Source organism: Candidatus Nitrohelix vancouverensis, assembly GCA_015698305.1.
Classification (GTDB): domain Bacteria; phylum Nitrospinota; class Nitrospinia; order Nitrospinales; family VA-1; genus Nitrohelix; species Nitrohelix vancouverensis.
This window is the reverse complement of sequence record CP048620.1, coordinates 657,550-675,018: the sequence shown is the minus strand read 5'-3', so window position 1 is coordinate 675,018 and position 17,469 is coordinate 657,550. Positions and strand designations below refer to the sequence as shown.

At 52.4% G+C, this 17,469-nt stretch carries 16 protein-coding genes and 1 tRNA gene; 1 reads left to right on the top strand and 16 read right to left on the bottom strand.

Annotated features, from left to right (window positions below; all coding sequences use genetic code 11):
* Window positions 1-80 precede the first annotated feature (80 nt).
* The 11 genes from G3M78_03260 to G3M78_03210 all read right to left on the bottom strand — a co-directional run bounded on the left by G3M78_03260 (window position 81) and on the right by G3M78_03210 (window position 10,693).
* Window positions 81-1,064, bottom strand: coding sequence for a pentapeptide repeat-containing protein (locus G3M78_03260; GenBank protein ID QPJ64466.1), 984 nt, complete (start codon window positions 1,062-1,064; stop codon window positions 81-83).
* Between the two features lie 149 nt (window positions 1,065-1,213).
* A complete protein-coding gene (locus G3M78_03255) occupies window positions 1,214-2,020 on the bottom strand; it encodes a menaquinone biosynthesis protein (GenBank protein ID QPJ64465.1) in 807 nt (268 codons plus the stop codon).
* A gap of 65 nt (window positions 2,021-2,085) precedes the next feature.
* The gene (locus tag G3M78_03250; protein QPJ64464.1) at window positions 2,086-4,161 is read right to left on the bottom strand and encodes a sodium-translocating pyrophosphatase; all 2,076 of its coding nucleotides are present in this window, start codon (window positions 4,159-4,161) and stop codon (window positions 2,086-2,088) included.
* A complete protein-coding gene (locus G3M78_03245) occupies window positions 4,155-4,724 on the bottom strand; it encodes an aminoacyl-tRNA hydrolase (GenBank protein ID QPJ64463.1) in 570 nt (189 codons plus the stop codon). The genes G3M78_03250 and G3M78_03245 overlap by 7 nt, the downstream gene beginning before the upstream one ends.
* 18 nt (window positions 4,725-4,742) lie before the next feature.
* Entirely contained in the window at window positions 4,743-5,387 is a 645-nt protein-coding gene (locus G3M78_03240) for a 50S ribosomal protein L25 (GenBank protein QPJ64462.1), read from the bottom strand.
* Window positions 5,388-5,463: 76 nt separating this feature from the next.
* The gene (locus G3M78_03235) at window positions 5,464-6,414 is read right to left on the bottom strand and encodes a ribose-phosphate pyrophosphokinase (GenBank protein ID QPJ64461.1); all 951 of its coding nucleotides are present in this window, start codon (window positions 6,412-6,414) and stop codon (window positions 5,464-5,466) included.
* Window positions 6,415-6,441: 27 nt separating this feature from the next.
* Window positions 6,442-6,517, bottom strand: a tRNA-Gln gene (locus tag G3M78_03230).
* Between the two features lie 210 nt (window positions 6,518-6,727).
* Window positions 6,728-7,621: a 4-(cytidine 5'-diphospho)-2-C-methyl-D-erythritol kinase gene (gene ispE, locus G3M78_03225; GenBank protein QPJ64460.1), complete on the bottom strand. Its 894-nt coding sequence runs from the start codon at window positions 7,619-7,621 to the stop codon at window positions 6,728-6,730.
* A gap of 1 nt (window position 7,622) precedes the next feature.
* Window positions 7,623-8,489, bottom strand: coding sequence for a DUF4292 domain-containing protein (locus G3M78_03220; protein QPJ64459.1), 867 nt, complete (start codon window positions 8,487-8,489; stop codon window positions 7,623-7,625).
* A complete protein-coding gene (locus G3M78_03215; GenBank protein QPJ64458.1) occupies window positions 8,486-10,318 on the bottom strand; it encodes a tetratricopeptide repeat protein in 1,833 nt (610 codons plus the stop codon). The genes G3M78_03220 and G3M78_03215 overlap by 4 nt, the downstream gene beginning before the upstream one ends.
* Window positions 10,319-10,330: 12 nt before the next feature.
* Window positions 10,331-10,693 (bottom strand): DUF721 domain-containing protein, encoded by a 363-nt coding sequence (locus tag G3M78_03210; protein ID QPJ64457.1) that lies wholly within the window; start codon window positions 10,691-10,693, stop codon window positions 10,331-10,333.
* 141 nt (window positions 10,694-10,834) lie between these two features.
* Here G3M78_03210 and G3M78_03205 point away from each other — a divergent pair, with 141 nt between their 5' ends.
* The gene (locus G3M78_03205; protein ID QPJ64456.1) at window positions 10,835-12,130 is read left to right on the top strand and encodes a SpoIIE family protein phosphatase; all 1,296 of its coding nucleotides are present in this window, start codon (window positions 10,835-10,837) and stop codon (window positions 12,128-12,130) included.
* 119 nt (window positions 12,131-12,249) lie between these two features.
* Here the strand turns inward: G3M78_03205 and G3M78_03200 are convergent, their stop codons facing one another.
* The 5 genes from G3M78_03200 to G3M78_03180 all read right to left on the bottom strand — a co-directional run bounded on the left by G3M78_03200 (window position 12,250) and on the right by G3M78_03180 (window position 17,290).
* Window positions 12,250-12,546, bottom strand: a complete 297-nt coding sequence (locus tag G3M78_03200; protein QPJ64455.1) for a hypothetical protein — start codon at window positions 12,544-12,546, stop codon at window positions 12,250-12,252.
* A 45-nt stretch (window positions 12,547-12,591) separates the two neighbouring features.
* Window positions 12,592-13,077 carry a hypothetical protein gene (locus tag G3M78_03195; protein ID QPJ64454.1) on the bottom strand — a complete coding sequence of 162 codons (486 nt, stop codon included), beginning with the start codon at window positions 13,075-13,077 and terminating at the stop codon, window positions 12,592-12,594.
* A gap of 8 nt (window positions 13,078-13,085) precedes the next feature.
* Window positions 13,086-14,624: a leucyl aminopeptidase gene (locus tag G3M78_03190; protein ID QPJ64453.1), complete on the bottom strand. Its 1,539-nt coding sequence runs from the start codon at window positions 14,622-14,624 to the stop codon at window positions 13,086-13,088.
* A gap of 255 nt (window positions 14,625-14,879) precedes the next feature.
* A complete protein-coding gene (locus G3M78_03185) occupies window positions 14,880-15,212 on the bottom strand; it encodes a hypothetical protein (protein ID QPJ64452.1) in 333 nt (110 codons plus the stop codon).
* Window positions 15,213-15,220: 8 nt separating this feature from the next.
* Entirely contained in the window at window positions 15,221-17,290 is a 2,070-nt protein-coding gene (locus G3M78_03180; GenBank protein ID QPJ64451.1) for a hypothetical protein, read from the bottom strand.
* Between the last annotated feature and the right edge of the window lie 179 nt (window positions 17,291-17,469).

Genomic DNA, 17,469 nt, shown 5'->3' with positions numbered 1-17,469 from the left:
AGCGCGGCGATCCAGCGGCTTCATAAAAGGCTCTGGATTGCTTCGTCGCTATGCTCCTCGCACTGACGTCAAATAATTATCTAGAATGGCAATTCTTCAAAAGTGATTAGTGATTTATCGATGTGACCTGGAAGATCCGTAGTTTTGTAAACATGAGCCGTTTGCAGTTGTTCTAAGGTGACGTTGGCTCCGCTGAGATCAGCTCCAAAGAGATCGGCTTTTCTGAGGTCGGCTCCACTGAGCTTGGCTCCAATGAGCTTGGCTCCAATGAGATTGGCTCCACTGAGGTCGGCTCCAAAGAGACCTGCCTCACTGAGATTGGCTCCACTGAGGTCGGCTCCACTGAGATAGGCTCCACTGAGATAGGCTCCACTGAGATTGGCTCCCCTGAGGTCGGCTCCACTGAGATTGGCTCCAAAGAGACTTGCCTCACTGAGATCGGCTTTTCTGAGATCGGCTTCACTGAGGTCGGCTTCACTGAGGTAGGCTCCACTGAGATCGGCTTTTCTGAGATCGGCTCCACTGAGGTTAGCTTCAGTGAACACCATTTGACTAAGGTTACTGGCGGAAAGGTCGAGTCTGACGAATTGATCTGAAACGGTTTTCCTGCTTACTTTGCGTAACAGGTTTTGAAGTTTGCTTTTGGTAGGGGTGTCGAATTCTATGTTTCTCCTGCCAATGATGGTCAAGGCGGCCTGTACAACGATTTTCAACGCAGGTTCTATGGGTGCAGGTACAACATCCTCGTCCTTTTCATCAAAATTTCGCGGCGCGTGAAGGCGGACAAAAGCGCAGAGCACTTCCATTACCTGAGTATTGTAGGATCGATTATTCTTCGCAATTTTCTCTAAGGCGTACAGTCCACCTAGGCGGATTTCATTTTCTTCCTTGCCCAGTTGGTCGATGGCTTTGGTGTAGGTATCAGCGAGATGGTTGTTTTCGGCAATGCGAGTTTGTCTATGCGCGATGAGGCTACGCCAAATCGCTAGAGGTAAAGCAATACCCGCAGCAAAGACCAGTCCCAGATTGCGTATTTCCTCGTGATGATCTAACAACCACTTCATAAATTTGTGCGCCTGTAGGGTTAAACACTTTTAAGAAAGTTGCATCAATTATAGATGCGGAGGCGTGCTTGTAAACAGAAATATAGGTTTAGCGAAGAGCGTGCTGGCGTTAAGGGGTGGGTAGAAACGCGAAAAAATTGATTATTTATTCACCCGGCAAGGCCGGTGAAGGTCAGGTCGTGGGCGTGCGGCAGGATGTTGGCGGCGGCGCAGAGGTCGCGAAATGTCTGCATGCCTTGAATTTCTTCTTCGCCGAGGATGTAGCGGATTTTGTTAGTCAGGTAATCTTGGAAACGTTGCGGGTTTTTGTAGTCGCCGACGGCGTAGTCATTGGCGATGCGTTCGGCGGTGGCGGCGCTGTTTTGCGCGGCGCGGGCCAGGGCTTGCAGGAGTTCATATGATAGCGTGACGCCGTTGCGTACTGCGAAGACGGCGTGTACGAAAGGGAGCCGGGTTCGTTGTTGCCATTCGAGGCTGAGGTCGTGAGCGACAAGGGGCGCTTTAATATCGAGGGAAAAGGTTGGGTCGCCAATGATGAGGGCGGCGTCGCAATCCTGCATCATCGCATTCAGATCGGGTTGCATGGCTTGCAGGCTCCAGCCGGGGGCAAAGCGTTCGCCGAAGAGCAGTTCGAGCGCGGCGATGGATGTGCGCGAGCGCTGGTCGGCGGCGACGCTGTGGATTTGATCGAGCGGGCCCTTGCTGATGAGCAGGACGGTGTCGACGCGGCCTTTGGAGGCGATGCAGGGGCCGGGCACGAGTCGGTAACGGTCGGCGTTTCTTAGATATTCGATCGAAGGGATCATGGCCAGGTCGAGTTCACCGGCTTTGAGTTGATCGGCGAGTTGCGCGGGAGGCGCGGTGTGGATGGACAGATTGAGGGCTTTGGCCTGTTCACGTAAGGGTTGGAGGAGGGGTTGGGCGTTGAGAAAATCGTGTATGCCGAGGCGGGTCATATCAGGTTCCAAAGAAAAAAGGGATGGGGGAAACCCCCCATCCCTTTGGATTCGAAAAGCGCTGTTTAGAGGAACAACGGCGCCATAACCAGAGAAACAATGGACATCAGTTTGATGAGGATGTTCATTGCCGGTCCGGAGGTGTCTTTCAGCGGATCGCCCACGGTGTCGCCGACGACCGTCGCGTGGTGCGCGTCGGAGCCTTTGCCGCCAAGGTGACCGCTTTCAACGTATTTCTTTGCATTGTCCCATGCGCCGCCGCCGTTAGACATAAACAGAGCGAGGAGCACGCCGGAGAGGGTGGCGCCCATGAGCATGCCGCCCAGAGCTTCCGCGCCGAACACGTAGCCGATCACGATCGGGGTGACGATAGCGGTGACGCCGGGCAGAACCATCTCTTTCAGCGCGGCCTGGGTGCTGATGTCGATACAACGCGCGCTGTCGGGTTTAGCCGTGCCTTCCATCAGGCCGGGAATTTCGCGGAACTGTCGGCGAATTTCTTCAACCATTTTGAAGGCCGCGTTGCCCACCGAGGTCATGGTCAGCGCCGCGACGAAGTAAGGAACCACGCCGCCGAGGAACACGCCGATGACGACGGTTGTTTTTGTTATGTCGATTGAGTCGATATGCGCCGCCTGTGTGTAAGCCGAGAACAGGGCCAGTGCGGTGAGAGCCGCGGAACCGATAGCGAAACCTTTGCCGATAGCGGCGGTGGTGTTGCCCACCGCGTCGAGACCGTCGGTGATCTTGCGGGTTTCTTCACCCAGGCCGGCCATTTCAGAGATGCCGCCTGCGTTGTCGGCGATGGGGCCGTAAGCGTCCACCGACATGGTGATGCCAACCGTCGCCAGCATGCCGACCGCTGCGAGAGCGACGCCGTACAGGCCGGCGCATTTGGCGCCAAAGAAGATTGCCGAGGCGATCATGATGATCGGAGCGGCGCAGCTTTCCATAGCGACGGCGAGACCCGTGATCATAACGGTGGCGACGCCGGTTTTGCTGGATTCGGCGATGCGAACGACCGGGCTACCCGCGGTGTAATATTCAGTGATGAGTCCGATGGCGATGCCGGCGAAACAGCCGACTGCCAGCGCGCCGAAGACGGCGGTGGGCAGACCCATGACTTTGATGACGATGAAAGAGACAAACAGCATGGCGCCCGCGCTGACGAAGGTGCAGTTGCGCAGAGCCGCCGCCGGGTCCTGCTCGGCGAGGGTGACCATGGCGCGAATGCCGACAATGGAAGCGATGAGGCCGACCATGGCGATGATGATCGGAAGCGCCATGTACTCAAACCGCATGGAGGCCATGGTTGCGCCGATAACGATGGTTGCGATCATGGAACCGACGTAGGATTCGAAAATATCCGCGCCAAGACCTGCGGTGTCGCCGACGCAGTCGCCCACGTTATCAGCGATAACGCCGGGGTTGCGTGGGTCGTCTTCGGGAATACCCGCTTCGACTTTACCGACGAGGTCCGAGCCAACGTCTGCGGTTTTCGTGTAGATACCGCCGCCGACGCGGGCGAACAGGGCGATGGTGCTGGCGCCCATTGCGAATCCGCTGATGATGCTGATGGACTCGCCGCGCGCGAACAGGAGGAACAGGCCGCCGACGCCGACCAGACCGAGGCTGGCGACGCACAGACCCATGACCGCGCCGCCGTTGAAGGCGATGGTCAGGGCTTTGGCTTGTCCGCCGTCGTTCGCCGCCTGAGAGGTGCGCACGTTAGCGGTGGTGGCGGCGTTCATGCCGAAAAAACCTGCGGCCATAGAGCAACCGGCGCCCAGGACATAGGCGACGCCAGTCCAGAAACCAATCCAGAGACCTTGTTGCGACGAGATGAGAGCGACGAGAATAAAGAACACGCCGCCGACGAAATAAGCGAGGATGCGGTATTCGCGAGAAAGGAAGACCATCGCGCCTTCGTGGATCATGTCCGCGATTTCGCGCATTTTCTCGTTGCCTTCCGGTTCGTCGTCGACGGATTCAAAGATTTTCCAGGCAACGATCAATCCGAAAAATCCAAATACAAAAGCGAGATAGGAATAACTACCGGACAGCCCGAACGCCGCCATGATCACATAGATCAGAGCGGATATCCCGACAAACGTTAGTTCCCCTGAATATTCCTTTAACATCCTGATGACTCCTCTGTTTGATTGCTAGGTTGATCAAGTTCCTTGAGGGCGGATTCCAGTTTTGACGCCGCCTGCTCTATAACTTCGTTTAACGTATCGGTCTCTCCATCTTCGAATGGAGACAGTACATAATCGGCGATGTCGTCCCGGTGCGGCGGTCGGCCAACGCCAAGACGAATGCGTGTGAAGCGGTTTTCAGCCAGGCGCTGGATGATGGATCGAACCCCTTTTTGTCCCGCGTCGCCGCCGGATTGCTTGAGTTTGATCTTGCCAAAAGGAAGATCGATTTCATCATGCAAAACGACCAGCTTTTCGAGAGGGATGTTGAACTTGTTCAGTAACGCCTTGGCGGCCAGGCCGCTTTCATTCATATAGGTCATCGGTTTGGCAAGCAGAACGGGGATGCCGTTCACCTTGCCCGCGCCATACAAAGCGCGACAGTCGTGTTGTTTGAGACTGAGACCATGTTTCTCGGCGATAAAGTCGGCGGCAAGAAAGCCGATATTGTGACGGGTGAAATGGTATTGAGGGCCGGGGTTCCCCAGGCCCAACACAAGAAACACGGATTCTCCTGCTTAAAATTATTTGGCTTTTTCTTTGTCTTCTCCCGCCGGTTCTGCTTTGGCTTCCTCGCCTTCTTCCTCTTCGCCTTCCGCTTTTTCTGCTTTCTCTTTTTCTAACAAGACGCTGACGATCGGCAGGTCTTCCTCTTCCAGCACGGTGATCGTGTTCGGCAGTTTGAGATCCGACAGATGAATCACCTGACCCAGAACCACGTCGGGCATATTGATCTCTACCTTGTCGATGATATTACCTGGCAAACATTCCACTTCCAGATCCTTCATGATGTGGTTGACGCGACCGTCCTGCTTTTCTCCCGGAGAATGTCCGATGAGAATGATCGGGATTTTGACCGTGATCTTTTTCTCCATATCGACTTCGTAAAAATCAACGTGTTGCCAGTTGTCTTTCAGGGGATGCGTTTGGTGCTCCTTCAGAACCACTTTGCGGCCGGGTTGGGAATCGCCTTCGAGGCTCAGGTCGATCAGTGTGTTGCGACCTTCCCGCATCAGGATTTTGCGCAATTCTTTTTCAGTGACGAGAAAAGACACGTTGTCTTTCAGGCCGTAGATGACGCCCGGAAGCATATTTTCCCGACGGGCCGCGCGGGCCGTGGACTTACCTTTAGTTTCTCTGACTTTACCGCTCAATACTGCTGTGGACATGTTTGGCTCCTGTTAGCGCTTTCAAGTTTCTATGATATCCGGCTTACCCGGGACGGCGTTGCGAATAGAGTAAACGTCAGTCGAATAAAGAACTGACGGACGATTCGCAATTGATCCTCAAGATGGCTTCGCCGAGAAGGGAAGCGACGGATAATATTTTAATTTTCTCTATTTTCTTTAAGTCATCGTTCAGCGGAATGGTGTTGGTCGCGATCACCGATTTGATGGGCGAATTTTGAATGCGTTCGCCCGCCGGGCCTGAAAGCACGGGGTGCGTGCAACAGGCGTGCACTTCAAGCGCGCCTGCGTTCAGGAGGGCGTCGGTGGCTTCCATCAGCGTACCGCCGGTGTCGATCATATCGTCGACGATCAATGCTCTCTGTCCTTTAACATCTCCAATGATATTCATCGCCTTGGCGATGTTTGCCGCTTCGCGGCGTTTATCAATGATAGCGATTGGCGCGCCCAGCCGTTTGGCGTAAGCCCGCGCGCGTTCAACGCCGCCGGCGTCGGGAGAAATGACCACCAGGTCTTTCAGATCCAGTCCTTGAATGTACTGGATCAAAACGTTGACTGCGTACAAATGATCGACGGGGATATTGAAAAATCCCTGAATCTGACCTGCGTGCAAATCAACCGTCAACACGCGATCCGCTCCTGCAGACTGCAAGAGGTCGGCGATCAGCTTGGAGGTGATGGGCACCCGCGGCTCAGTCTTTCGATCTTGACGCGCGTAGCCGTAGTAAGGCAGTACGGCGGTGATGCGTTTTGCTGAAGAGCGACGAAACGCGTCCATCATGATCAACAGTTCCATCAGATTCGTGTTACCGGGGTAACATGTGGACTGGATGATGAAGACGTCGGCTCCGCGAACGTTTTCTTCTATGCGGACGAAAATTTCACGATCAGAAAAATCCTTGATCGTTGCCTGCCCGATCGGGATTTTCATGTATTTACAGATGTCCGCCGTAAGTTCCCTGTTAGCCCTCCCAGAGAAAACCAGGGGTCTTCCGTTCGCATTGCTCATAGATTTGTACGCCGCTTCCAACGAATTTGGCTGGGGCGGGAGGACTCGAACCTCCGAATGCAGGAATCAAAATCCTGTGTCTTAGCCACTTGACGACGCCCCAATATTTGTTTACTTCCCGGTTTACCTCATATCAATCTTTGTCGGGCATGACTTGCCCGTTCATGCCGACGACTCCCCAACCGCTTTGAACCCTCCAGAGTTTTCGCGGGCACGAAATGGGAGAATGATAATGGGAAGGATTTTAAAAATACAGTGTAGATGAAAAACCCGTTTCCGGTTGCAATTAAATCAGATAAAAATTTTTGAAACCTTAAGGGTAATTCAATATTTCATCTGGTAAAAATTCAGAAAAATGCTCAACGCTTTCGCTCAGGCGTACGTTCCATGCTCCTTTGGGGAAAGATTCGAGCGCTGTTTGAGCGGTTTGAGCGTTGTCAAAAATCGCAAAAACAGTGGAGCCGCTCCCGGACAAAAGGGAACCGCACGCGCCCAATCGCCTCATTTCTTCTTTGATTTCCCCAATGATTCGATGGCTCTCGACGACCACGCATTCCAAGTCGTTGAATAACCGGGCGCCCAAGCCCGGCAGATCGGCGTTGGATATAAATTTTTGCAAAATGCTAATATGATTTTGGTCTGTTGTCAACTTCAAATTTAGACGGCTGTACACGCTCCCGGTAGGAATGGAAAAATTGGGGGAGACAAGCAAAACCTTAAATTTTTTAGGAGCTTGTAAGGTTGTCAGCTTTTCTCCGCGACCGCATCCCAGCGCGCAGGGTGAATGTAGGAAAAAGGGCACATCGGACCCCAGTTTTTCGGCGAAAGGTTGCAATTGCGCCGGGGTCAGGCGCAGATCCCACATCCGGTTCAGCGCCAGTAGCGTTCCGGCGGCGTTGCCGCTACCTCCAGCCAGCCCGGCGCCGGACGGTATCGATTTGATGAGCTTGATATGCACGCCCGGCGTGTCGGGATAGGCTTCCTTCAACAGCAAGGCGGCTTTAAAAACGAGATTGCTTGCGTCGGTCGGGATTTCTGGCGTATTGCATTCCAGCTCAATGCCCTGTTCAAGCGGCGAGAGTTCGATATCGTCGAACCAGTCCACCATCTGAAAGATCGTTTCCAGTTCGTGAAATCCATCGTCGCGTTTTCTCAGGATTTTTAATCCCAGATTGATTTTAGCCGGGGTCTTGAATTTGAGGCGCATGTCAACTCAGCGGAGGGGGCGTCGCGCCTGCGGGTGGATTGAAAAATTCTTCTTCAATCTCTCCGTTGAGAATGGGATCGTCGTAGTCCAACGAGACGGTTTCCTTAAGATAGGGGCGCGCCAGGGTGATGGACTGTGGGAAATACTGGTTGTTTATTTTTTTATAATTGTCCCAGCGCAGTTCATACACGACAAAGTCTTTTCTGTGACGCACCAGCCGTACAGGCAGGAGGGTTGCGGCGTCGATAGTGATTTCTACGGTTTCTTCCCTCGCGCTGTCGTAACTCGTCAGCTGATAATGCGTCTGGTCTTCGTTGAGGCTGGCCTGCTCGGCTTTCAGCGATTCGAGTCGCGGCGCGCGACTGAGGAGAACACTGGAGAATTCATTCATGTCCAGTCGGGAACCGACGATTTTTTCCATGACTTCAAGGGCTTCCAAATCAACGTAGGAACGGTCGTTTTTGGCGTCGAAGAGGGAGGTTTTGCCGTTTCTGTGGATCAGCACGCCGAGAACCTGGTTGAACATGCCGAGTGTGTCGAGTCGCATCGAAGCGTCGTCGCTCGCCAGCAGAGCTTGTTTGAAAGAACGGCGTTCGCCGCGACGGGTGATGGCGGTTTTTAAAAAGGATCGGACGGTGTGGATGCCGGTTTGCCGGTTGATGAGGTGGTTCAGCAAAAATTCCGGTTGCAGGTTTTCCTTGATTTCGGGCGTCGGCGTTATCGGCGACAAGGACTGGCAGGAAACCAGTCCGCAGGCCAAAACGCCAAGGAGCAGGGCTTGCGCCCAGCGTTGTGTCTTACCGGCGCTGGGGCGCGAACGCAATCCCGAGTCGCTCGAACCATGACGGCAAGGGTCGGGCGCGATCAAAGGCTTTTATCCAGCAGTTCAGTCACTTGTTTGATTTTATTGACAAGTTCGTCGGCGTCGGGCATTTCGCCTTCGGCGTCATGCTTGTTGGCATGGAACAGGGACAGGCTGGTTTTCCAGGCTTTCATCGCCTGCTCGTAATTTTTCAAAGAATACTGGACGTCGCCCAAATGGCTGTAGAGGACGGGGTCCGGCGGCGCGTAGACCATTGCTTTTTTGATTTCGGCAAGCGCGCGTTGCGGTTCGCCCTTTTTGTAATAAATCCAGCCCAGGCTGTCGAGAAAATAACCGTTGCGCGGCTGGATCGAGATGGCTTTCTGCAGGTGCTCCAGCGCCTTGTCGAGATATTCGCCTTTGACCGCGTACATGTAGCCGAGAAAATTATGCGCGTTGGAATGAAGCGGATTGAGTTCGATCGCTCGTTTCATACTGCCGATCGCATCGTTAAAACGTCCTGCGCGTTCCAGCAAGGCTCCGAATTCGAAATGGTAAGAATCTTTCTCGCCGTTGATTCGGATGGCTTCCTTCATATTGGCGATGGCCAGATCGTATTTTTTCAGGGTCATGTTGGCGAGCGCCAGCGAGTGGTGCAGGCTGTCGTTGTCGGGTTCCATGGCGACCGCTTCGGCGAGCAGTTCGACCGCTCTCTCTTCCTGCCCGTTCATATTATAGAGGCGCGCCAGATAAAGGAGCGTGCGCACCGTTGGCGGCGATTGCCGACGCAGGATTTCGAAGGTTTCTATGGACAGATCGACGCGTTCCATGGATTCAAAAACTCGGGAGAGGATGATAAGAATTTCATTGCTTTCCTTGCGCCCGCGCGCCCATTGGAATTCTTCCAGGGCCTTGTCGTAGTCTGCCCGGTCATAATGGATGACGCCCATTTTAATAAAGGGGAAGGGCGCCTCGACCAATTCAGACAACATCATGTCGACGTCGGGAAGGCGTCGCGTGAAGATGTTGGAACGTTCGTGCATCTCCGCAATGCGTTGGCGGATGGAGTGATTGGCCGGGTCGAGTTTCAGGATCATCTGGTATTCATTGAGCGCTTCCTTGGTGCGCCCCAGTTGTTCGAGAGACCAGGCGAGATAATCCCTGGCCTGAACAAAATTGGGTCGCAAAGTCACCGACTTTTCCAGATTTTGAACCGCTTCTTCAAAATTTCGTTGCAACATCTGCGCGCGACCGAGGTGGTAGGCGCTGATCGAGTCGAATGGAGAAGACAGCGTCGCTTGCTTGAACATTTCGATCGCGCTTTTATTTTGTTTCAGTAGCTCGAATACGATGCCGCGAAGCAAAAAAGCGCGGTACTGGTGGGCGTTGTTTTCGTAGGATCGCTGATAGTAGTCGAGTGCGGCTTCGTGATTGCCCTGTACGAATTGGGCGTCGCCCATGCGCATGTTCAACTCGGAGTCGTTGGGAAAATTGGCCAGCGCCGCTTCGCAGGTTTCAATCATGTCGACCAGGTTCCCAAGCCTCAGCTTGTGGGTGATGACTTTCTTGTGGAACAGTAATTTCTTCGGTTCGAATTTGGCGGCGGCTCCATAATGAGCGGCGGCGTCTTCAAAGCGATTGGTCTGCTCCGCTTTGAGAGCCATGAGATAATGGTAATAAGCTCGCGGGTCGCCGATACTCGGTCCGCCCCAGTGATTTTTCATGCCTTCCACTTTTTGGACGGCGACGGAGTCATTCAAATCAATCGGGCCATCGGTCATCGACGGAGAGGACAGAGGCGTCATGGCGCAACCGGCGGCGGCAATCATGCTCAAAGGCAGGAGCGCCGCGCGCGTGAATTTGTATAATTTCGAATTGTTGAATGATGTTTTCATAGAGAGTTGTGTTTATTGTTTAGCGGTCTTTCTTTCGGGTTCGGCGCACAGAGCGGCATGCCGGGTTTCAACTTTAAACCGAATATGATTTAAAAACTCTTTGCCAGCCTTCAGGTTCATGTCTTCAACCAGACGGGTTTCCAGGGCTTTCAACGGCGCCAGCCATTCCGGCTCAACCAGAACGATTTTCAAAGTCGCGCCGGAGAGGGCGCTGACATGAGAAATTTTAGCGATTTCCGGGCCGACGACTTGCGGCCATTGGAAGATGCACCATTCCACGGGTTCCGTCTGATTGAGAGTTTCCATGCTCAGCGCTGTCGCAAGAACCTTTCCAAGGGGCGTCCAGCCCGTTTGCTTTTTTTTGCCCCTGTTCATTGCCTTCTCTGCCTTGCGGGAATTCTAAAATCTATTGACCGTCATTTTCATTTTAGCTATGTTAACGGGCAAGTTAAAGTTTTTTCTTTTTCGGAGAACCGTGATTTTAAGGTTCTCCGTTCCGCTCAAACCAGCCCGTTTATGAATGATGCCCCGTATTCCATGTCGGAGTTTGCGCGCCTGCAGGAACGGGTGCGCCAGCTTGAAACCTGTTACCGAATCACCTCCCTTCTCAATTCTGAACTGAACCTGACGCATCTGCTGGATACCATCATGAACATCGCCAAAAAGGTGATGAAGGCGGACGCTTGCAGTCTGCTTCTGAAAGATGAGGATACGGGAGACCTGGTGTTTCAGGTGGCCTTGAGCGATGTGCGCGATACGATCATGACCATGAACCGGGTCAAGCTGGGCGAGGGGATCGCGGGTTCCGTAGCGGCTTCGGGCGAGGCTCTTATCATTAAAGACGCGTACGAGCATCCCAGTTTCAACCCGGCCTTTGATAAAAAAACCGGGTTCACGACCGGCTCGATTTTGTGTTCGCCCTTGAAAAACAAAGAGGATGTGATCGGCGTGTGTCAGGTGATTCATAACCGCGACAAGGGGCAAGTGTTCAGCCAGCCGGACCTGGAGTTGTTCCAGATGTTTTGCGATAGCGCGACTCTGGCGATTCAAAATGCGAAGATGCATCACATCCTGATGGAGAACCAGCGTTTCGAACGCGATATGGATTTCGCCAAATCGGTGCAGGAAAGTTTTCTGCCGGCGAAAGCGCCGGAACGACCGGGTTTTCGCTTCGCCGGAAAGACCGCGCCTGCGCGCGTGGTGGGCGGCGATTTTTACGATTTCTTCGAACTGGACGAGCAACGTCTGGGCGTGGTGGTGGGCGACGTGTCGGGCAAGGGCGTTCCCGCGGCTCTGCAAATGGCGCGGCTGATGAGCGATTTCCGCTACCTGTCGCAACTCGATTCGCATTGCGGCAATGTGCTGTCCGCCGTCAACAAGGCCATGTGCGAGCGTTCGCATCGCGGCATGTTCACCACGGTTCTTTATATGGTTTTCGACGTGAAGGCTAATAGCTTGCGCGTCGCCAACGGCGGGCATCATTCGCTCATGGTTCGCGATAGCCAGGGCGGGATTCGCGAGATGGCTCCGGCCAGCGGGCCGCCTCTGGGCATTCTTTCTGTATCGTCTTATCAGGAAGAGACTTGCGCGATTCAGTCGGGAGACTGGTTTCTGTCTTACACGGATGGTTTGACCGAGCCGAAAAATCCCTCGAATGAGGAGTTCGGCATTGAGCGGGTCAAAACAATTTTCAAAGAATGGACGGGCTCGCCTGAAGGCCTGCTGGAAAAAATCGAGTCGGAGATTGATGTTTTCACCGAGGGCGCTCCGCCTTTCGACGATTTGACCTGCGTTGTTTGCCAGGCGCTATAGAACAGGCATCGATACTTTTTGGTGAGCGTCAAAAATTTAAGCCGGGGCGCGCCTTTCAGGCGCTAGAGCAAATGCTTGCTTGCTGGTTCGAAAAATTAGAGCCGGGCGGCTCCGCCCCTTCAATCGCTGGCGTTATCCGTTTCAGTTTCTTCGCTGTCTTCTTCCTCTTCTTCTTCCAGATTGTTCTCTTCTTTGAAGCGCTCTTTCAGAGTGTTCAAATCCTTTTTGTTTTTGGTGATGTGTTTGAGCAGTTGGCGTGATTCCTCGTCCGGGAACAGCGCATTGAGGTCTCGCTCCTCGTCCGGGAAAATCAGGTTGAGGTCGATTTGCTGTTCTTGCGCTTCCTCTGCTGTGATCGCTTCGCCTTCGGGATTGGCGGGCGTGTTCTCAGCCTTGTTTTCAGGTTCGGTTGACATGACGAATGGTCTCCTGTGCGTGAAACGGATAGGAATGGGTCGAATTTAAAAACGCGCCAGCCAGATGCCGAAGAAGACCGCGAAGACGATCAGCGTCAGGCAAAACGTGCTGTAGCCTTGCATTTTCTTCAGGACCTCGGGGACGCGCTCGCGATTTTCCGGCGTGATGTCGAGATTGGCGATGCTGGTGCGCAGGAAAAAAGTCGTGTACAGGCTGGCAAAGAACGCGCCGAGGACAAAAATCATCTTAACGCCGAACAGATTGTAATAGCCCGGTTTGAGGTTGACCTGATCGGCGTAGTTTTCCATCAGGAAATAAATTCCCGAACCGACCAGAGTGAGCAGGCAGACGAACACCGTCGGCATCAAAATTTCCATGAGCTTGTATTCCGCCGTCTCCTCTGCGGGAAGATCGTTGTCCGCCTCGATTTTTTTAATGGCGGGCAGGAGGAGCAGGAGGCCGTAAATCAGGCTCCCCAGCGCGATTCCGGCGGCGGACAGGTGGATGAAAACGATAACGATATTGGTCATGTCGGTGTTCAGTCTTTGAGATGTTCCAGATAATCGACAAGCAGGCGCACGCCGAAACCGGAGGGGCCTTTGCTGGGATTGTAAGGCTTGCCGTCGCCCCAGGCGACTCCGGCAATGTCCAGATGCGCCCAGGGAACGTCGCCTTCGACGAATTGCTTGAGGAAGGCTCCGCCGAGAATCGTACCCGCGCCGACTCCGGGCGATGCGATGTTCTTCAAATCGGCGATGTCGCTTTTCACGCCCTTTTCATATTCGTCCCAGAGTGGCATGCGCCAGGCGCGCTCGCCGGTGCGTTCGCCGCTGTCGATCAATTCCTGAGCCAGCGCGGCGTCTGTGTCCACAACCGCGGCGGCGTGATGTCCGAGAGCCATCAGAACCGCTCCGGTCAAAGTCGCCATATCGACCACCGCGCGCGGCTTGTATTTCGTCGTCGCGTAGGTCAAGGCGTCGGCCAGAATCAAACGGCCCTCGGCGTCGGTGTTGAGCACTTCAATGGTTTTGCCCGACATGGATTTGAGAATATCGCCGGGTTTGATGGCGAGTCCGTCGGGCATGTTCTCGACGGCGGGAACGATGCCGACAACGTTGCATTTCAGGTTGAGACTGGCGACCGCCTGCATGAGGCCGATGGTCGCGGCGCCGCCCATCATGTCCATTTTCATTTCGTCCATGCTCGCGCCCGGTTTGAGCGAGATGCCGCCGGTGTCAAAGGTCACGCCCTTGCCGACGACAAGGGTCGGGGCCTTGGATTTGCCCGCGCCCCAGTGTTCGAGAATGATGAATGCGGGCGGCTCGTTACTGCCGCGGCTGACGCCGAGCAGGGAACCCATGCCCAGTTTTTCCATATCCTTCTGTTTGAGAATCTTGCAGGTCATCTTGTGCGCGCGCGCCAGACGTTGCGCCTCTTTCGCCAGATAAGTCGGCGTCGCTGTGTTGCCGGGATGCGCGCCAAGATCGCGCGTGGTGTAAACGGCTTGCGCAACCAGGGATGCGCGTGACGCGGCCTTGCGCGTTTCCGCCTGAGCCGCGCTTGTCGTCAACAGAACCAGCGATTGCACCGAAGCGTCCTTGTCTTTTTTGTCCTTTTTATCTTTGCTTTTGTACTCGTCGAAAGAGTACAGGCCGAGCAAAGCCCCTTCGGAAGCCGCGCCCGCGATGGCGGCGCCTTTCAGTGAAGCGTCAAAGCCTTTCAGTTCGCCTGTCGTTGGCATGAGGAAAGAGACGGTTTTGCTCTTGTTCTTCTTCGCTTGCGCCGCCAGACTTCCGGCGCCCTGGCGAACCGCTTCCAGTTTGGCGTCCTTCGCTTCGCCGAGGCCCACCAGAGCGACCGCGCGCGCGTCCAGATGGCCGAGAGTTTCCAGCCAGAGGATTTGGCCTGCGTTGCCTTCAAAACGCTGGTCCTTGTAAGCGCTGGCGAGAGCGCCGTTGAGTTTTTTATCGAGATCTTTCAATACGCCGCCGGGGCGTTCCTCTTTACGGCAGAAGAAAACGAGGCAGTCGGTCTTGTGCGCCAGCGCGGAATCGGTTTTTATCTTTATAGGAATCATCAGGAATCAGAGGGAATGGTGTTTGACGAAATAGCTTATACCTACGGCCCTTGCAGGCTATAGAGTGTAGCCATAAGCGCTTTGCCAATCAACTGTAAATTTTCCTGTCAGCAAGCGCCCAGCGCGAAAGGATCGGGCTATGGATTGCGCTTTTCGTGGGATGGATTGGTTTGACTTCTTCGGGTGGGGGACCCGTCGCGCTATTCGGCGACTCTCCTTATCAGAGAATCGCCGACTTGGATAGGAAGGCCATGCTTAGCGCGGCAAATTTCTTAAATCCGGGCCTATGACTATTTTGTTGGATGAGGGGGTCTGCGAACTTGGTGAAAACGTAGAGTCCGTTTCAAGTTCTTTCTGGTACTGCATGATTTCATCTGGTGTCGGCGGGACAAAGCCCTTTACTGTATTTGGATTCCATACAAAACCCGGCTTTTCAGATTCGTTCTTTTTAGCGTTGGTTGTTGTCTTGAAATTTTCACTTGTGAGCTCTTCGCGAACATCGGCGGGAATACTGTCCATCAAGTCCATCGCTTGAGCTGATGAACTGAATAGAAGTAGAGAGAGCGATACGATAACAAGATGTCTCATATTAGACCTCATTTCAGGTATATTTCAATGCCGCGACTCAGGTAATGTTTGGATTTCATATTTTCAGTTTCATAAATATCTTTAATTGCATTCAAAAGCTTCATTTTTTGACCAGCAGAGATTTTGCTTTCAAGAGCCATCCATGAATACATTCCACTCTCATCTTCCAGAGAAATCAACGCATCCTGAATTTCTTTCGCGCCCTGTTTGGAAATGGAATCTGTTTTAAATAATAGCGCGTAGAGTGGGAGCACATGTTTGGGTTTCAATTCCAGATTTTTGTATTTTCCCTCACTTTTAAATGGCGCAAGAAGGGTGTTTATATCGCTCACTATATTATTGAATGATGTGTCGGTAATATAATCAAATTGGATCGATTGTAGTTCCAGAAAATCTTTGTGTTCTGTATTCCCCAGAAAATCTTTGAATGCTGGTTTCTTTGTTGGATCACCAATGATTTCAGGGTACTTTCCATTTATTTTGAGACTTTCCAGGGCCTGATCGATGTTGTTTTTATGTCTTTTTTCTTGCGGGTTGATGACAATTTTTGCATAAAGCGCAACCACTTGTGATGGGCTTATCTTCAGATCGCTGATATTTTTAGATTGTAAGATTTCATTTAACTTGTTTGCAACAAGCGTTAATGTTTCCTGGTTCTTTCTTTCTCTTGCGAGTTGATGCTCAGGTTTCAACTGGCTCAAATATGGTTTCGCCAGCTTTTGCAGTTCGCTTTTCGTTTCGGCGTCGAGTCCTTCGAAAACCTGATTGAGTTTTTGCTTGGTTTCTTTACTGAGATCTTTGTAGCTCTTCTCTGCGTCCTGAAAAATTTCAGAAAGCGCCGAGTTCATCTTCAACATTCCCCTCGTTGAAATTTTATCCATACCTGTGACCAAAGCGTATAAGGGAGCGATTTTCAAGGGGTGTTGATTCAATTTTTGAAGCGCTTGCAGTTCAGGAGTTTTGCTTGCAAGTGCGCTTAGAGCTTCAGCGGCTTTTTCGAGATTTGTTTTGATGTAAATTTTAGCTCGTTTTTCCAGACTCTTTTCAGTCTCTTCGTTTAATTTGTTGAGAATCTCCATAATCTTGAGTTTTTCACTGTCGGTGAAATTGATCTGTCCTTCTCTATCTGCAAGGTTGTTTAAAGTTGCGGCAATTTTTTTCAAACCATTCAATGAAAATTGTTCGTTTTCTATGGTCAACATTGCGTAGAGTGGATAAATCTGTTGCGGGGAGATCGTTTTTCCAAGTAGTGCGCTCAGGTCTCTTGCCGTATTTGTCGTGATTCTGTCGGACCTTATTTTAAAGACGGAATCTCTTCCTTTTTCTGTCAATAATTGAAAACGTTTTTGAGCTTTGATCTGGTTCATTTCCGCGAGCAACATCTCCTCTTCCGGAGTTCCTGTCGCCAGTTTGAACTGTAAGGCCAGCCCTTCGGAAGCGTTGTCCAGCGATGTTTTAACAAACCGTTTGACTGCAAGGTGAGAGCATGAGTTATCGTAACGAATGAGTTCGCTTCGGGCTTCATAATAGTTGTAATCTTTTCCTGCCAGTGATTGCTTCAGTTCAACCACTCGATTGGCGCGTTCAAGATTGATCGCTTCTTGAACCTCGCTGATATCGGGAGCTACGATGAAGTTTGCCATTTCGGAAGTATACAGAGTTTCGGCAAAACCGGTGGCTCCGGCGACGCCGGCGATAGATGTGGCTCCGGCGCCAAAAATTCCCATCATGGTTGCGGTGAGAGCGCCTACATTACTCAGTATGTTTCGGTCGGCGGTGTTCATGGCCTGGGCCTTGCCTAATTCGCGAAACCAGTTAGTGCACAGTTCGTTAGAAAGGGCGATGCCTGCATCAACATAAAGATGAATACTTTGCTGGGAATTATCTGTTAAGGCTTGCCTTTGAAGGTCGTTGAATGAGGCAAGGTTGATAAAAACACCCGCGGCGGATGTGTCACGCCCGGCAAGTGTGCCTCGGAAATCATCAATGACCGATTCGCCAGTCTCTTGAACTCCAACTTCCATCGGGTCCGGGTCTATGATTTGTGAAAGTCGGTTTTTAAAGTTGGTTGTATTCAAACACCCACTTATTGCGAGAGATAACAAGAAAACCAGTATGAACCTTGAGATTCGCATATCCCGTCCCCGTAGTATTATATTTTTGGAATGCTGAAAATTTAGTTTTGTTTTTTGATATTGTCAAATTTTTCTATAGGAAATTTCCTTAAAATAAATCGGTAATTGAAGGGTTTTCGTGT

What these genes read in the sequence shown, in the direction of transcription:
- G3M78_03260 (QPJ64466.1), bottom strand. Translation starts at nt 1,064, where the DNA reads ATGAAGTGGTTGTTAGATCATCACGAGGAAATACGCAATCTGGGACTG.
- G3M78_03255 (QPJ64465.1), bottom strand. Translation starts at nt 2,020, where the DNA reads ATGACCCGCCTCGGCATACACGATTTTCTCAACGCCCAACCCCTCCTC.
- G3M78_03250 (QPJ64464.1), bottom strand. Translation starts at nt 4,161, where the DNA reads ATGTTAAAGGAATATTCAGGGGAACTAACGTTTGTCGGGATATCCGCT.
- G3M78_03240 (QPJ64462.1), bottom strand. Translation starts at nt 5,387, where the DNA reads ATGTCCACAGCAGTATTGAGCGGTAAAGTCAGAGAAACTAAAGGTAAG.
- G3M78_03235 (QPJ64461.1), bottom strand. Translation starts at nt 6,414, where the DNA reads ATGAGCAATGCGAACGGAAGACCCCTGGTTTTCTCTGGGAGGGCTAAC.
- ispE (QPJ64460.1), bottom strand. Translation starts at nt 7,621, where the DNA reads ATGCGCCTCAAATTCAAGACCCCGGCTAAAATCAATCTGGGATTAAAA.
- G3M78_03215 (QPJ64458.1), bottom strand. Translation starts at nt 10,318, where the DNA reads ATGAAAACATCATTCAACAATTCGAAATTATACAAATTCACGCGCGCG.
- G3M78_03210 (QPJ64457.1), bottom strand. Translation starts at nt 10,693, where the DNA reads ATGAACAGGGGCAAAAAAAAGCAAACGGGCTGGACGCCCCTTGGAAAG.
- G3M78_03205 (QPJ64456.1), top strand. Translation starts at nt 10,835, where the DNA reads ATGAATGATGCCCCGTATTCCATGTCGGAGTTTGCGCGCCTGCAGGAA.
- G3M78_03200 (QPJ64455.1), bottom strand. Translation starts at nt 12,546, where the DNA reads ATGTCAACCGAACCTGAAAACAAGGCTGAGAACACGCCCGCCAATCCC.
- G3M78_03195 (QPJ64454.1), bottom strand. Translation starts at nt 13,077, where the DNA reads ATGACCAATATCGTTATCGTTTTCATCCACCTGTCCGCCGCCGGAATC.
- G3M78_03190 (QPJ64453.1), bottom strand. Translation starts at nt 14,624, where the DNA reads ATGATTCCTATAAAGATAAAAACCGATTCCGCGCTGGCGCACAAGACC.
- G3M78_03185 (QPJ64452.1), bottom strand. Translation starts at nt 15,212, where the DNA reads ATGAGACATCTTGTTATCGTATCGCTCTCTCTACTTCTATTCAGTTCA.